The organism is Leadbetterella byssophila DSM 17132 (assembly GCF_000166395.1).
Classification (GTDB): Bacteria; Bacteroidota; Bacteroidia; order Cytophagales; family Spirosomataceae; genus Leadbetterella; species Leadbetterella byssophila.
The window spans coordinates 1013204-1026827 of record NC_014655.1 but is presented as its reverse complement, the minus strand read 5'-3'; the positions used below and the strand labels follow the sequence as shown (position 1 = coordinate 1026827).

General features: G+C 36.8%; 20 protein-coding genes and 3 pseudogenes. 14 read left to right on the top strand and 9 right to left on the bottom strand.

Going from position 1 to position 13624, the window contains the following annotated elements; genetic code table 11:
* Positions 1-30: 30 nt before the first annotated feature.
* The 4 genes and pseudogenes from LBYS_RS20020 to LBYS_RS19600 form a co-directional block, all read right to left on the bottom strand.
* A complete protein-coding gene (locus tag LBYS_RS20020; RefSeq protein ID WP_510186328.1) occupies positions 31-117 on the bottom strand; it encodes a hypothetical protein in 87 nt (28 codons plus the stop codon).
* Positions 114-257: a helix-turn-helix domain-containing protein gene (locus tag LBYS_RS19610; RefSeq protein ID WP_229310474.1), complete on the bottom strand. Its 144-nt coding sequence runs from the start codon at positions 255-257 to the stop codon at positions 114-116. Before LBYS_RS19610 ends, LBYS_RS20020 begins: the two co-directional genes overlap by 4 nt.
* Before the next feature lie 48 nt (positions 258-305).
* Positions 306-608: pseudogene (locus tag LBYS_RS19605) on the bottom strand (IS91 family transposase); the annotation flags it as partial.
* A 162-nt stretch (positions 609-770) separates the two neighbouring features.
* Positions 771-989 (bottom strand): annotated as a pseudogene (locus LBYS_RS19600) (phage integrase N-terminal SAM-like domain-containing protein); the annotation flags it as partial.
* Between the two features lie 278 nt (positions 990-1267).
* Here LBYS_RS19600 and LBYS_RS04845 point away from each other — a divergent pair.
* Positions 1268-2431, top strand: a complete 1164-nt coding sequence (locus tag LBYS_RS04845; protein ID WP_013407764.1) for an alpha/beta hydrolase-fold protein — start codon at positions 1268-1270, stop codon at positions 2429-2431.
* 44 nt (positions 2432-2475) lie between these two features.
* On the opposite strand, the pseudogene LBYS_RS19000 reads toward LBYS_RS04845, so the two are convergent.
* From LBYS_RS19000 to LBYS_RS19910, 3 genes and pseudogenes are all read right to left on the bottom strand, one after another.
* Positions 2476-2759 (bottom strand): annotated as a pseudogene (locus tag LBYS_RS19000) (IS66 family transposase); the annotation flags it as partial.
* Positions 2760-2858: 99 nt separating this feature from the next.
* A complete protein-coding gene (locus LBYS_RS18655; RefSeq protein WP_083794547.1) occupies positions 2859-3302 on the bottom strand; it encodes a DDE-type integrase/transposase/recombinase in 444 nt (147 codons plus the stop codon).
* Between the two features lie 513 nt (positions 3303-3815).
* Complete coding sequence (locus LBYS_RS19910) at positions 3816-3938, bottom strand: transposase (protein ID WP_083794546.1); 123 nt, start codon at positions 3936-3938, stop codon at positions 3816-3818.
* Positions 3939-4324: 386 nt separating this feature from the next.
* Here LBYS_RS19910 and LBYS_RS19595 point away from each other — a divergent pair, with 386 nt between their 5' ends.
* The 9 genes from LBYS_RS19595 to LBYS_RS04785 all read left to right on the top strand — a co-directional run bounded on the left by LBYS_RS19595 (position 4325) and on the right by LBYS_RS04785 (position 9193).
* Positions 4325-4453: a helix-turn-helix domain-containing protein gene (locus LBYS_RS19595; RefSeq protein ID WP_229310463.1), complete on the top strand. Its 129-nt coding sequence runs from the start codon at positions 4325-4327 to the stop codon at positions 4451-4453.
* Between the two features lie 37 nt (positions 4454-4490).
* A complete protein-coding gene (locus tag LBYS_RS04820; RefSeq protein WP_013407762.1) occupies positions 4491-4895 on the top strand; it encodes a four helix bundle protein in 405 nt (134 codons plus the stop codon).
* A 106-nt stretch (positions 4896-5001) separates the two neighbouring features.
* Positions 5002-5790, top strand: a complete 789-nt coding sequence (locus LBYS_RS04815) for a sulfite exporter TauE/SafE family protein (RefSeq protein WP_041824229.1) — start codon at positions 5002-5004, stop codon at positions 5788-5790.
* A 164-nt stretch (positions 5791-5954) separates the two neighbouring features.
* Positions 5955-7370 (top strand): MBL fold metallo-hydrolase, encoded by a 1416-nt coding sequence (locus tag LBYS_RS04810; RefSeq protein WP_013407759.1) that lies wholly within the window; start codon positions 5955-5957, stop codon positions 7368-7370.
* An 83-nt stretch (positions 7371-7453) separates the two neighbouring features.
* Positions 7454-7774, top strand: a complete 321-nt coding sequence (locus LBYS_RS04805) for a rhodanese-like domain-containing protein (protein WP_013407758.1) — start codon at positions 7454-7456, stop codon at positions 7772-7774.
* Positions 7775-7831: 57 nt separating this feature from the next.
* On the top strand, positions 7832-8065 hold the full coding sequence (locus tag LBYS_RS04800) for a hypothetical protein (RefSeq protein ID WP_013407757.1): 234 nt from the start codon (positions 7832-7834) through the stop codon (positions 8063-8065).
* Positions 8049-8255: a DUF6132 family protein gene (locus LBYS_RS04795; protein WP_013407756.1), complete on the top strand. Its 207-nt coding sequence runs from the start codon at positions 8049-8051 to the stop codon at positions 8253-8255. Before LBYS_RS04800 ends, LBYS_RS04795 begins: the two co-directional genes overlap by 17 nt.
* A complete protein-coding gene (gene trxA / locus LBYS_RS04790; RefSeq protein WP_013407755.1) occupies positions 8252-8545 on the top strand; it encodes a thioredoxin in 294 nt (97 codons plus the stop codon). The genes LBYS_RS04795 and trxA overlap by 4 nt, the downstream gene beginning before the upstream one ends.
* Positions 8546-8629: 84 nt before the next feature.
* Entirely contained in the window at positions 8630-9193 is a 564-nt protein-coding gene (locus LBYS_RS04785; protein ID WP_013407754.1) for a YeeE/YedE family protein, read from the top strand.
* A gap of 101 nt (positions 9194-9294) precedes the next feature.
* Here the strand turns inward: LBYS_RS04785 and LBYS_RS04780 are convergent, their stop codons facing one another.
* A complete protein-coding gene (locus tag LBYS_RS04780) occupies positions 9295-9675 on the bottom strand; it encodes a four helix bundle protein (protein WP_013407753.1) in 381 nt (126 codons plus the stop codon).
* Between the two features lie 89 nt (positions 9676-9764).
* Between LBYS_RS04780 and LBYS_RS04775 the strand changes: the two genes are divergently transcribed.
* Entirely contained in the window at positions 9765-10211 is a 447-nt protein-coding gene (locus LBYS_RS04775; protein ID WP_222836555.1) for a DUF6691 family protein, read from the top strand.
* A 9-nt stretch (positions 10212-10220) separates the two neighbouring features.
* Positions 10221-10970, top strand: coding sequence for a DUF2490 domain-containing protein (locus tag LBYS_RS04770; RefSeq protein ID WP_013407751.1), 750 nt, complete (start codon positions 10221-10223; stop codon positions 10968-10970).
* A gap of 107 nt (positions 10971-11077) precedes the next feature.
* Here the strand turns inward: LBYS_RS04770 and LBYS_RS19905 are convergent, their stop codons facing one another.
* A complete protein-coding gene (locus tag LBYS_RS19905) occupies positions 11078-11281 on the bottom strand; it encodes a phage integrase N-terminal SAM-like domain-containing protein (protein ID WP_083794545.1) in 204 nt (67 codons plus the stop codon).
* 377 nt (positions 11282-11658) lie between these two features.
* On the opposite strand from LBYS_RS19905, the gene LBYS_RS04765 reads away from it, so the two are divergent.
* Together LBYS_RS04765 and LBYS_RS04760 are read left to right on the top strand one after the other, a co-directional pair.
* A complete protein-coding gene (locus LBYS_RS04765; protein WP_222836540.1) occupies positions 11659-12294 on the top strand; it encodes a LytR/AlgR family response regulator transcription factor in 636 nt (211 codons plus the stop codon).
* Positions 12295-12364: 70 nt separating this feature from the next.
* The gene (locus LBYS_RS04760) at positions 12365-13579 is read left to right on the top strand and encodes a dioxygenase family protein (RefSeq protein WP_013407749.1); all 1215 of its coding nucleotides are present in this window, start codon (positions 12365-12367) and stop codon (positions 13577-13579) included.
* Positions 13580-13624 lie beyond the last annotated feature (45 nt).

Here is a 13624-nt window from a genome sequence, read left to right as displayed (position 1 = left end):
TGTCATATACTTCCCTGCTTTCTACACTTTCTACCCCCTCTTTTGGATGGTGTAGGTGACCTTTTTGAGGGTATACCAATTGTCAGATAGGATTTTAGTATCAATAATTTTTATCATGTTGGTATAAAATTGGAGGGATAAGCCCCTGCATAGCTTTTAAAAGCAGTGGAAAAATGTTGAGGATATTCATAGCCCAATTCGTAAGCCACATTAGCTGCGGGCATGTTTTGGCGTAAAAGTTGGATCGCATGCTCCATTTTAAGCATGCGGATATACGCGAAAACCGTAGTTTTAAATAGAAATTTTTGGAGTTTTCCGCGTTTCCTACTGCTGCTTAGAATTCCGTAATGTCTGATTTGCACAAAGCGTTTGGGTAGAATATGTAAGCTAAATCGCCTTGTAAATTCTTCGTTTTTTAAGGTGAGTTGCTTGGTTTTACTTTGGTCTTTGTAATCTTTATAGCTGATGGTAACTTCTTGTTCGGTTACATTTTTTATCCGATGATTGCTTATAGCAACTTTGTGGGTGTATCTGCCTAAATATTCAATCACTTGCTTGGGGCCACCCAAAGGTCGCTTGGCATAAACCACCCAATTCTTTTCAAACAACAAACCGTCATGTTGGAGTATTCTCCAAATTTCTTCTCGACTTAGGATGACGGGTAGTTTTTTTTCTTTAGGAATCGAGGGTAAATGAAGATAATCGTACGGAAGATTTTCGGAATTTAAGAGAAAACGCAATCCGTAAACGGTGTGTTTAAAATACGATTGAGAAGATGAATGGGAGCGTTGCTGCAGTTCAAACAGATAATCTTTAACCTGTTCGGGATGTAAATCGGTGGGTAAAGATTCAAAATGAAGCGCCAGTGCAGCCACACGGCGTGAATAATTTTCGAAAGTGCGTTTACTTCGTCCTAAAATAGAAATTTTTCGTTCAAAACGTTGCAGAAGTTCAGAAAAACCTGTAATTTCATTACAAGCGCGATTCAAATACTTGTTCGTCCTTTCGACTACGCTCAAGGCAGGTCTTAATTCCTCCGGAGATTTTTTTTAGTTACCATAGTAGCAGTTATTTAATATATACTAAGGTACAAAATCATCGCAGCGAAAGCTACCGGAGGTTTAGTTCAACAGCGGTTTGGCGAGATTGCGAATTTTGTGGTTAATTCACGTTCTCGTTTTGCAAGAAGTTTTATCTTAGTGGAAAGTTTAGCGGTTACGAACTTCGCAAAGCCGCGAATCGTTGTGTGTGATTAAAAGCAAAACATATGAAATGGAAGTTCATCATTTTATTAGCGTTATTTTGTAATCAAATTTTTGCTCAACAAATTGCAAGAGTTGAGAATGTAAAAATCAAATCAGAGATTTTAAATCAGGAGAGAGAAATTTTGGTGTATACACCCGTGGATTACGATTGGAGAACCAATGAATATTTTAAGGTAATTTATGTTTTAGATTGTCAGAACAGAGAATTTTTTGATTACACAAGTTCCATCATATCTTTCTTAACCAATGGTAGCAGTGCCTTTATAATAGTCGGGATATCATCCCCGTATAATGAAGCACTTGATTACTCTAGAAACAATGACTTTTTACCGGTATTACAAACAGAAAGTTCTAAAAGAATATTTGGAAAATACTCCGGGAATGCCGACAATTTTATGGGGTATATTGAAAAGGAAGTTATGCCGTACATCCGTGAGAATTACAGAATTTTAGATCAGAAGATCATAATCGGTCATTCTCTGGGAGCGTCATTTATTCTATATTCTTTTCTTGAAAAGCCTAATTTGTTTAGAAACTACATTGCAATATCTCCCAATCTTGCCTATGACGAAAACTATTTAAGTGAACGGCTTTCAAAATTTGATTATTCTAAAATAAAATACCCAACTTTCATTTACTTAAGTAATGCCGATGAAGGAATTAACTATTGGAAAGAATGGAAATTCGCCAGGGAGCACGTTTATTCTTTTTTTAGGGATTCTTTAAGGCAAGAAAATTTTTTGATAAAAATAGATGAATTTACAAACAACAGTCATTGGAATACCTTTCCTCCTGCATTAAACAATGCTTTAGAGTTTTATTTTAAAAATATTCAGGAAAAGGAAGAAGATGAAATAAGTGAACAAGAATATGAAACTACAATCAGGCTGAAGGTTCCAAATAAGGAAGATACTGTTTACATATCCGGCAACCAAACCAGTTTAGGAAATTGGAATGCGAATGCAGTTAAAATGAATAGGATATCAGATTATGAACGGGAAATAATATTAAAACTCAAAAGTCCGGCAAAATTTAAATTTACCCGAGGTAGCTGGGAATCAGAAGCAGAAGTTCAAGGTACATATTCAAACATTATAATTAAACCTGAATTAAAAAATGCGTTTACTTTTAAAATTGAAAATTACGCTGACAGATACGATGAATAAATCATCGTATCCGCCCGACGAACTACATGTTCGATTCCTGAAGATTAGTTCTGCGGGTAGAGATCTTTTAAGTTTTTGTGGTTGATTGACATGATATTCTCCAAGGTGTATTTCAGCCATTGGTAGGGGTTCACCTCAATCTTTTTGCAAATGGCAAATAGATCATTGCCGATCTTTGTGCTGCCTCATGACTTCCCACGAAGAGATAGTTTTTTCGTCCCAGCGCAATGGGACGGATGGCATTCTCGACAAGGTTATTATCGATCTGTAGGTTTCCATGGTATAGATAAGCTGATAGCGCATCCCAACGTGCGTAGGCATAGGCCATGGTGTAATCTTCCCCTAGCTAGCTACACCCAAAACTAAATATTTCCAATTTGATTTTTCATTATTATCCTGTTGGAATGTGGGAAACGCGGAGATTTTTTCATAATTCAATAGGAATTAAGTGGGCGTCAGTTTTCCTAAAGAGTAATGTGGTTTCATTGTTGTACATCCATGCCCACGCCTCTGCGCATTTTCTAATCTGTGGGAGGTTGTCAAACATATAGCCGTCCAGTACATCTTGTCTGAATGTTCTGTTAAACCGTTCGATTAAACTGTTCTGTGTTGGCTTTTCAGGCTGGATAAATTCCCATTGTATGTCGTTTTTCTCACACCAAGTACGCATGGCTTCGGCGACAAACTCTGGCCTGTTATCTGATCGGATCTTCTCGGGCTTACCGCGCCATTCTAGCAGCTTTTCCAGCTCCCGGATCACCCGTTGTGCAGGGAGGCTAGTGTCCACTGTGATAGATAGCGCCTCCCGGCTGAAATCATCAATGACGTTGAGTGTGCGTATCGTCTTTCCATTAGCCAAAGTGTCATGCATGAAGTCAAGGCCGCAGCGGCGGACCGTTCCAGGATATTTTAGGCCCGATAGGACATAACAAAGGTGCTTTCAGCCGCGCAGGGAGGCGTTTTTTACGCTTGTTCCTAAGATTCAGACGCATAGACGTATATATTCTATAAACACGTTAGTGATTCCACATATACTGTAGCTTCCTAAGCCTGTGATACATCATCCAGAAACCGCAGGTACGGTGTAAATCGGCCAGCTTGGATAGCTGCTGGATCACTTCTGAATCATCTTTACGCTTTAAAACAGACGTACTGATGTTGAATAGTGAACAGGCCTGCCGTAAGCTCATCCCAAAATCTTCCTGGGCATAACCTACAAGCTCTCGCTTCTCGGCAGGCCCTAGAGCTTTTTTTCAATAACATCTTTTAGCACCGTGATCTGAAGCGTCTGCTCGGCAACTATTTTCTTATATTGTGCCAGCTCCCGCTCCAAATCTTTCATCTGTTTGAGCTGGGAAGCCTCCATACCCGAATATTTACTCTTTCATCCATAAAATGTACCCTGGATAATGCCATGTTCGCGGCAGATATCCGTAACAGATGTTCCCAATTCCTGCTGCTTCAAAACCTTAATGATTTTTGTTTCGCTAAACTTACTTTTTTTCATTGTCCCTAAATTATTAAACTACATTTAAAATCGTAGCTGTTTTAGGGAAGATTAGAATCCGAAAAGAAGAAGACGGCAGAGAAATTTTATTGTATTACTTAAAAGCGGGCGAAAGTTGCATAATGTCATTTCTTGGCGGTTTACACAACGAAACAAGTTAAGTAAAAGCAGGAGTTGAGGACGATGCCGAAATTTTGTTTCTGCCTGTTGATAAGTTTTCGTTGTTCATCAAAGAATATCCGAAATGGTTGGATTACATTTTTCGTTTGTATCACCAGCGTTTTGAAGATTTATTAGAAATTGTAAATGCTATTGCTTTCAAAAAAGTTGATGAAAGAATGTTCGCTTTGCTTATCAAAAAGAAGGAACTCACGCGAAACTAAACTTTGAACATAACCCACGAACAATTAGCCAACGAGTTAGGAACTGCCCGTGTTGTAGTTTCCCGATTGTTAAAACAATTAGAAGAAATCGGAGTTGTTAAGCTCGGTAGAAATAAAACTACAATCAATTGACAGTTGATAGGTGACAATGGACAATGAAAAAAAGTTTATGAAAAAGCATATTGTTGCAGAAAAATCTTATGAATTTGCTTTTGCTGTTATTAACCTTTATAAGTTTTTATCCACAGAGAAAAAAGAGTTTGTTCTGTCAAAACAGTTGCTTAGAAACGGAACTGCTATCAGGGCTTTGATTCGTGAGGCAGAACACGCCCAAAGCAAAAAAGTTTTTCTCCATAAAATAAACATAGCCTTGAAAGAAGCTAACGAAACTGAATATTGGATTGATTTACTCAAAGACAGTTTCTACAAATCAGCAATAGAACATTTTGATTTCTCTCAAAAAATAAAAGAATTACTAAGACTACTTATCAGTATCGTAAAATCCACCAAACAGTCTTTATCAATGGACAAATCATTGCCAACTGTCAATTATCAATTGTCCATTGCTTTGTAACAAAAGTAGCTGTACAGGAAAATCTTTCTTCTGACTTTTGCATTGCTCAATGAGCACTAATGTCTCGTTGTCCATTGTCAACTGTCAACTGTCAACTGTCAATTTTATGGAAGGTTATTTAGCATCAATATTTATAGGTATTTCCTTAGGTTTAATCGGTGGCGGTGGCAGTATTCTTACTGTTCCTGTTCTGGTTTACCTTTTCAGTGTGGACGCAGTTTTAGCAACAGCCTATTCTCTTTTTATCGTTGGAACTACAAGCGTTGTAGGTTCATTTTCTTATTTCCAAAAGGGTTTGGTTAATATCAAAACGGCTGTTGTGTTCGGTATTCCGTCAATTGCATCCGTTTTTCTTACAAGGGCATTTATCGTTCCTGCCATTCCAAACGAAATTTTTAGTGTCGGAAATTTTACCGTTACCAAAAGTATTTTATTGATGTTACTTTTTGCCTTGCTGATGATTTTCGCTTCTTACAGTATGATTAAAAAGGATAAAAAAACTTGCGATGAAGAACCACAAAAACAACAGTTCAATTATCCGTTAATTCTTATTGAAGGAACAGTTGTAGGAGTTTTGACAGGGCTTGTTGGTGCAGGAGGTGGCTTTTTAATTATTCCTGCGTTGGTAATATTAAGTAAATTACCAATGAAAGAAGCCGTTGGAACTTCGTTGGTAATTATTGCAGCAAAATCATTGATTGGTTTCTTTGGCGAAAGTGGGGAAACCGTTATTGACTGGCTTTTCCTTTCAAAAGTAATTGCCTTTGCCATTGTCGGAATTTTTATCGGTATGGCCCTTTCCAAAAAAATTGACGGATCAAAACTCAAACCTGCATTTGGTTGGTTTGTACTGGTAATTGGTATTTATATCATCATCAAAGAAACTCTTTTATAGTTGAAAGTTGAGAGTTGAAAATTGACAACTTTTAACTCTCAAACGTCCATTGTCCATTCTCAACTGCTCTGTAACAAAAGTAGCTGTATAGAATAAATAAGTATCGGAAATTTGCATCATAATAAAAAATATTTTCAACTCTCAATTTTTAATTTTCAACTGATATGAAAGTAGAACAGATTTATACAGGGTGTTTGGCACAAGGTGCTTATTACATTACTTCTAATGGCGAAGCCGCCATTATTGACCCATTGCGTGAAACGCTACCGTATTTAGACCGTTTGGAAAAAGACGGTGTAAAGCTCAAATACATTTTTGAAACGCATTTCCACGCAGACTTTGTAAGCGGACACATTGATTTGAGCAAAAAAACAAATGCACCAATTGTTTACGGAGCAACTGCTAAACCCGAATTTGAAGCCATTGTTGCAGAAGATAATCAAGTGTTTGAATTAGGCAACGTAAAAATCAAAGTCCTGCATACGCCTGGACATACAATGGAAAGTTCTTGCTTTTTGTTGATTGACGAAAACGGAAAGGAAACGGCTTTGTTCAGTGGCGACACTTTGTTTTTAGGCGATGTGGGCAGACCTGATTTGGCACAGAAAGCAGCTAATTTGACACAGGAAGAATTGGCGGGATTGCTTTACGAAAGTTTGTATAACAAAATTTTACCGTTGCCCGATGATGTAACTGTTTATCCTGCACACGGAGCAGGTTCGGCTTGCGGAAAAAATATGATGAAAGAAACGGTTGATACATTGGGTAATCAAAAGAAAATAAATTACGCTTTGAACCAACCCAATAAAGAAGCATTTATCAAAGCAGTTACAGACGGTTTGCTTCCACCACCTGCATACTTCGGAATGAACGTAGCAATGAACAAAAAAGGTTACGACAGCTTTGATGAAGTGCTTACGCAAGGAATGAAAGCACTTTCGGCAGAAGAATTTGAAACGATAGCAGAAAGTACAGGAGCATTGATTTTAGACACACGAAGCGACAAAGAATTTGCAAAGGGTTTCATTCCGCAATCTGTCAATATCGGTTTGAATGGCGATTTTGCCCCTTGGGTGGGTGCAATGATTGTAAATGTAAAACAACCAATTTTGTTGGTAACAGACAACGGCAAGGAAGAAGAAGCCGTAACACGATTGAGCCGTGTAGGTTTTGATAATGTGTTGGGACATCTTGCTGGTGGTTTTGAAACTTGGGAAAAAGCTGAAAAAGAAACCGATACCGTAAACCGCAATACACCTGAACAGTTTGCATCGGAAGTAAAGATAGGCGAAAGCAAAATCATTGACGTTCGCAAAGAAAGCGAGTATGCAGCAGAACACATCGAGGAAGCATATAGCAAGCCATTGGCATACATCAACGATTGGGTTAAAGACATCAATCCGCAGGAACATTTTTACCTGCATTGTGCAGGTGGCTATCGAAGTATGATTGCAGCAAGCATTTTACAGGCAAGAGGTTACAGAAACTTTACCGAAGTAGAAGGTGGTTTCAATGCCATTGCACAAACCAATGTTCCTAAAACCGATTTCGTATGTCAAAGCAAATTAATTAATTCATAATGGAAAATGGAAAGTGGAGAATGATTTCCTTATTCTTAACCAATACTTTCAACTCTCAATTATCAACTTTCAACTAAATTAAAATGTTTGGAATATTCAAAAATCTGTTCGTAAAAACGGACAACAACCAATTAACAGAAGCCATAAAAGACGGTGCTTTTTTAGTAGATGTTCGCACGCCTGCCGAGTTTTCGGCAGGTAGTGTGAAAGGAGCGATAAACATTCCGTTGGACAAAGTGCCAAGTCAATTATCCAAATTCAAAAACAAGAAAAGCATCGTTGTTTTTTGCAGAAGCGGCAACCGTAGCGGTCAGGCAAAAAGTATTTTGGAAAACAACGGATTTCAGAATGTTATCAATGGCGGGACGTGGCAAAATGTAAAACAATGGACAGCGGAGAATTGACAATGGACCATTATTTTTTATTATCCATTTTCAACCGTCAATTATCAACTGAATAAAATGAAAAAGTATTTAAAAACTTGGGATTTAATGCGGGTGCTTCGCTTAGCAATAGGCATTTTCATTATTGTGCAAAGCGTTGTTGCAAGAGATTGGCTTTTTGTGGGTGCGGGTGTTTTGTTTTCGCTAATACCAATAATGAATATCGGTTGTTGTGGTGCTTCGGGTTGTAATACGCCTGTTCGCAAAAGCAACAGAAAAATTGAAGAAGTAAACTATGAAGAAATTCGCTAAAAAGCATTTGCTCACAATCATTGGTGTATTTGTGGGAGCAGTAGCAGGATATTTTTATTGGCAACAAGTGGGTTGCAGTTCGGGAAGTTGTGCCATCACTTCAAATCCAACTAATAGCACTATCTACGGTGCAGTTATGGGAGGATTATTGCTATCTATTTTTCAAAAAAACAACAAAACAACAATATGACATTTCAAGAAATAATAAATCAGGATAAACCTGTATTGGTGGACTTTTTTGCTACTTGGTGCAGTCCGTGTAAAATGTTGTCGCCCATTTTGGAAGATGTAAAAAACCGAGTAGGTGAAAATGCATACATTATCAAAATTGATGTGGACAAAAATCCGCAAGCAGCATCGGCTTATCAGGTGCGTGGTGTTCCTACGCTTATTTTATTCAAAAACGGCAAACCGCTTTGGCGACAATCGGGTATAGTGCCTGCAACTGAATTGGAAAATTTAATTAACACAAACAGATAAATCAGTTGAAAATGGAAAGTTGAAAATGGAAAATGATTTCCCATAACTTTCAACTCTCCACTTTCAATTTTCAACTAAATAAAAATGATAGAAATTATTAAACAACCTTGGCCGTGGTATGTAGCAGGACCGTTAATCGGTTTAACTGTTCCTGCATTGTTGATTATTGGTAACAAATCGTTCGGTATCAGTTCATCGTTGCGACACGTTTGTGCTTCGTGTATGCCTGCCAACATTCCTTTTTTCAAATACGATTGGAAAAAAGAAGTATGGAATTTGTTTTTTGTGTTCGGCATATTCTTAGGTGGAGCAATAGCCATTAACTTTTTATCAAATCCCAATCCTGTTGAAGTCAATCCAAAATTAGCCACAGAATTAGCAGGTTACGGCATTACCAATTTCAACAACCTTGTTCCACAAGACATTATGAATTGGCAATCGCTGTTTACACTGAAAGGATTTTTACTGATGGTTGTTGGTGGATTTCTAGTGGGTTTCGGCACACGCTACGCAGGTGGGTGCACAAGCGGACACGCCATTATGGGATTGTCTAACTTACAACTTCCGTCATTGATTGCGACCATCAGCTTTTTGGTTGGCGGTTTTATTATGGCTAACCTTATTTTACCTTTTATTCTGTCTTTATGAGTGGAGAGTGGAGAGTGGAGAGTGGACAATGGGCAATTGAGAATGGATAGTGAATAGTGAAAAACTGTCAACTGTCAATTCTCAACTGTCAACTGAAAAAGTCAACTGATATTATGGTTTTGTTTAGTCGTTTTCACAATGCTGATGAGCAGTTTTAGTAACTCTTTAATTTTTTGAGATATGTTGTTATACTCTTCCGCAGATATAAATCCCGATTCCTTTAAAAGGTCAATCCAATATTCGGTTTCATTGGCTTCTTTCAAAGCGATGTTCATTTTATTGAGAAAATCTTTTTTGCTTTGGGCGTGTTCAGCTTCACGAATCAACGCACCAATTGCCGTTCCGCTGCAAAGCAATTGTTTGGATAAAACAAATTCTTTCTTTTCCGAAACCAAATGCTTGTAAAGCGAAATAATATTTAATGCAAAAGTGTAAGATTTTGCGGTAACAACTCCTTTAGCTATAAAAGATAATTTTAACAAAGATAAAAATGAAAACAAATAATCAAGCAGTACTTTCAACTGTCAATTCTCAACTGTCCACTGACAAAGAGCTTCGTGAGTTAGACGCCATGTGCGTAAACGAAAGCGAATTACAGCACAAATGGTATCATAATTTGAAATACTTAGTTGTCGGAGTTTTATTTGGCATCGTGTTCGTAAAAGCCGAGGTAGTGAGTTGGTTTCGCATACAGGAAATGTTTCGTTTGCAGTCGTTTCATATGTATGGAATAATTGGAAGCGCAGTTGTTGTGGGTATGATTTCTGTTTTTCTGATTAAGAAATTTAACATCAAAACCATTTATGGCGAACCGATTAAAATTTCACCCAAAACATTCAACAAAGGACAAATTTATGGCGGTTTGATTTTTGGTTTCGGTTGGGCAATTACCGGAGCTTGCCCCGGACCTTTGTTTGCACAAATCGGAACAGGTGCAACCGTTATCGGAATTACTCTTTTGAGTGCCGTTGCAGGCACTTGGGTTTACGGATATTTAAGAGAAAAATTGCCTCACTAAAAAACATTTATGGATTGGTTTAAAAAATTGCTGACAGCAGCAATATGGATTTCTATTGCCCAAACTTCACAGGCACAACAACATTACAATGTTTGGTTTCGTGGTACTTTGAGCGTTCCTGTTGGCAAGAAATTCAAAATAGATAGCGAGTTTCAGCATAGACGACAAAACGGATTTGACAATGCCAATTTGTTCGACAAAAATTTGATGTTCACTTTCAGAAATTGGGTGCATTATCAGCATAATGATGATGTAAAATTTTCGCTTTCGCCATTTGCTTATTTTTCCAATTACAAAATCATTCAGAAACAAGCAGACGAAAACGCAACACCCAACAGCGAAATTCGCTTTTCGGCAGCCGTTGAATTACAACATAGCATCGTAAAAAAGTTTTATGTAGTGGACAGAACAGCCATTGAATACCGAATGTTTGACAACAACCAATCAGACATCACACGGCTAAGAAACCGCTTTGGCTTTCGTTACGACTTTACCGACAAAATAAAACTATCCCTTTTTGACGAATTGCTTTTTAACCTTTCAGGAACGACACAACATCATTTCTTTGACCACGACAGACTTGGACTAAACCTTGAATACAAAGTTTTACCTTATCTGAAATTTGACATCGGCTACATTCACATCACCCGACTACCTGTAACAAGCACAACCAAACTACACGAAAACAACATCGTTCTTAACCTGACATATCAGTTACACAAACGGACAAAGACAAATAAAGTCCACGCTATTGGGTAGCACATTTGCATTTTCGCAATCACACAAACCCAACAGAAAAATGCAAAAGAGCTACCTAATCAACGCACCAACGTCACCCGACAGACAAACAACGGACGAAAGCTCAGTTATTTTTGGTAGGAAACCGAAATTCTTCGTTCTGTTACTTGTTGGTTGATATATTGTTCGATTTGTCGTTCGGTCAATACATCTACATCCTGACCTATGAAATGTAATAAAAATTGACGAAACGCATTAACATACGTTTCTATCGAATTGACACTGTATCTTTTAATCTCAAGAAGCTGTTTAAAATTTTGTCGATTTACCAAATAAAAAAGCTAAATCATGCAAGTTATACGCAATAACCGTAAAATATTCGTGTAAAAGTTTTAATATAGTTGGTTATACGAATTTTGTTTGGAAATTTGGAATAGTTTCGCATATTTGTGTTATGTGCAACCCTAAATGTATAGCCTTAATAAATAAAAACACATTGACAATCAAACACACATATCAAATCTTCCAACACAGAGAGAAAGTAAATTTCATTTTTGTAACTTGTATAATGCTGTTCGTTTTGGCAAATGTGCTTTTGGATTTTTTGCACTCCTTATCCCAAAGCAGTTCATTTTACATTTCGGAATCTTTACTGTTCAGTTCATGTTATTGGCTTTTGTTTATGCCTTTAGTGACATTGGTTTTAAAAATGATACAGGGAACAGAAAGATTAGACCTGAAATTACTTTTAGTAAAATTAGCAAGTATATGTCATTTGTTTTCATATCCTGCGTTGGTATTTATTATTTCAAAGATTTTTTACTATCACACTTTTGATTATTGGCAGACTTTCAATTTTGGATTATCGGCTTATTTTATAAAAACGGTAATTGTTTACGGGTTTTCATTTTTGGCTTTTACCCTAATTAATAAAAGTATCCAATTATCAAAAATAGAAAATGATGTAGAAGCAATAACTGACAAACAAAATTTTATCAGTTCAATCTTAATCGTTGACAACAATAACAAAAAATTACTGCTAAAGGTAAATGACATTTTTTATTTTTCGGCTAACTCACCTTACATTAGTATTTATATTTCACAAAAAAGGTATCTACATACCGAAACTTTGAAGTCTTTAGAAAAGCAATTAGACAACAAACAGTTTGTACGTATTCACAAATCTCATATCGTGAACATCCATAAAATTTCATCAATCGAATCCCGACAAAATGGAGATTATGATATTACACTTTCAGATAATACAATATTGCGTTTGAGCAGAAACTACGCAAAAAATTTCAAATCAAAGTTCTCTGATTTCCATCAGCTCAACACAAAATAAACTCATCATACTATATTTCATTTGTACAGAAGGTAAATAAAAGGCATTTTAGCCGTCAAAACATCTGACAATGAAACAATTATTTAAACTCGGGCTTTTTATTATTCTATTCAATTTTCTGACAAGTTGTAACGGACAGACAAAATCCGAAAGCAATCAGACTGAAATTAAGGCAGACGAGAACAAACTTGTTGGCGGAGGTTGTGATGGCTGTGAATTAATGTATGTTGGAATGCCAAAAGTAATTTCATCGGAGCATACAAGTATTGGCTGGGATGAAGGCAAACAGAAACTTATTTTGACAGGAAAAGTTTTTCAGCTTGATGGTAGAACACCCGCATCTGATGTCATTATCTACTATTGGCATACGGACGATAACGGTCTGTATTCATCAAATAACGAAACGCCTAAACACGCAAAAGAACATGGTAAACTGCGAGGTTGGGTAAAGTCAGACAAGAGTGGTAACTATACAATTAAGACAAGCAGACCTGCTGCTTATCCGAATGATAATATTCCTCAACACATTCATTTATCCATAAAAGAACCTGACATCATTAACGAATATTATGCCGACCTTTATTTTGATGACGACCCTTTATATCTAAACCAAAAGAAAAAGTATGGCAAACTTGACAGAGCAGGCACGGAAATATTAAGAATTGTTTTGGACGGCAACATTCAAATCGCAGAACACAATATGGTATTAGGACTGAATATTCCCGACTACCCTACTAAAAACAAAGCAGACATTCAATCGGGTTTAAACATTGGTGAAGACCAACCTTCATTTATACCATTTCACGCCTTTGGACCCGACAAAGGAACAAGAACTTGCCCTGTCTGCAAATATGGACGCTATCACGGAATAGTATATTTTGTTGGTGACAATCCAAATTGGGACGAAATCAAAAAATGGCTTAAACAATTAGACAATGAAAGTGTAATAAGAGAAAAATATCTTAAAGCATATTTTGTTTACGGAAATTCAAAAAATTATAACAAGCAGACACGCCAAACAGAATTAGAAAAAATCGGCGAAAAATTAAAGCTTCAAAAAATTGCTTTGACTTTTGTTCCCTCATTTGCAGATACTGAAAGCGAAGTAAACCTTAATAAAATTAATGCAAGTATCGAAAATACATTTATTATCTTCAGACATAGAACAATAGTTGAAAAATATGTAAATCTAAAACCGACAGAACAAAACTTTAAACTCATAGCAGAAACACTTGATAAGACGAAGGGAAATTATTTTGACCTTAACGAACCAAAACACGAATGACAAAAAAGGGCTGCACATAACAAGGTAGTGCCAAAAGCGGGGCGG

Bases quoted from the DNA above. Each gene is read 5' to 3' on its own strand.
- LBYS_RS20020 (WP_510186328.1), bottom strand. From the start codon at position 117: ATGATAAAAATTATTGATACTAAAATCCTATCTGACAATTGGTATACC.
- LBYS_RS19610 (WP_229310474.1), bottom strand. From the start codon at position 257: ATGGAGCATGCGATCCAACTTTTACGCCAAAACATGCCCGCAGCTAAT.
- LBYS_RS04845 (WP_013407764.1), top strand. From the start codon at position 1,268: ATGAAATGGAAGTTCATCATTTTATTAGCGTTATTTTGTAATCAAATT.
- LBYS_RS18655 (WP_083794547.1), bottom strand. From the start codon at position 3,302: ATGCATGACACTTTGGCTAATGGAAAGACGATACGCACACTCAACGTC.
- LBYS_RS19910 (WP_083794546.1), bottom strand. From the start codon at position 3,938: ATGAAAAAAAGTAAGTTTAGCGAAACAAAAATCATTAAGGTTTTGAAG.
- LBYS_RS04820 (WP_013407762.1), top strand. From the start codon at position 4,491: ATGAAAAAGCATATTGTTGCAGAAAAATCTTATGAATTTGCTTTTGCT.
- LBYS_RS04815 (WP_041824229.1), top strand. From the start codon at position 5,002: ATGGAAGGTTATTTAGCATCAATATTTATAGGTATTTCCTTAGGTTTA.
- LBYS_RS04810 (WP_013407759.1), top strand. From the start codon at position 5,955: ATGAAAGTAGAACAGATTTATACAGGGTGTTTGGCACAAGGTGCTTAT.
- LBYS_RS04805 (WP_013407758.1), top strand. From the start codon at position 7,454: ATGTTTGGAATATTCAAAAATCTGTTCGTAAAAACGGACAACAACCAA.
- LBYS_RS04800 (WP_013407757.1), top strand. From the start codon at position 7,832: ATGAAAAAGTATTTAAAAACTTGGGATTTAATGCGGGTGCTTCGCTTA.
- LBYS_RS04795 (WP_013407756.1), top strand. From the start codon at position 8,049: ATGAAGAAATTCGCTAAAAAGCATTTGCTCACAATCATTGGTGTATTT.
- trxA (WP_013407755.1), top strand. From the start codon at position 8,252: ATGACATTTCAAGAAATAATAAATCAGGATAAACCTGTATTGGTGGAC.
- LBYS_RS04785 (WP_013407754.1), top strand. From the start codon at position 8,630: ATGATAGAAATTATTAAACAACCTTGGCCGTGGTATGTAGCAGGACCG.
- LBYS_RS04775 (WP_222836555.1), top strand. From the start codon at position 9,765: ATGTGCGTAAACGAAAGCGAATTACAGCACAAATGGTATCATAATTTG.
- LBYS_RS04770 (WP_013407751.1), top strand. From the start codon at position 10,221: ATGGATTGGTTTAAAAAATTGCTGACAGCAGCAATATGGATTTCTATT.
- LBYS_RS04765 (WP_222836540.1), top strand. From the start codon at position 11,659: ATGATACAGGGAACAGAAAGATTAGACCTGAAATTACTTTTAGTAAAA.
- LBYS_RS04760 (WP_013407749.1), top strand. From the start codon at position 12,365: ATGAAACAATTATTTAAACTCGGGCTTTTTATTATTCTATTCAATTTT.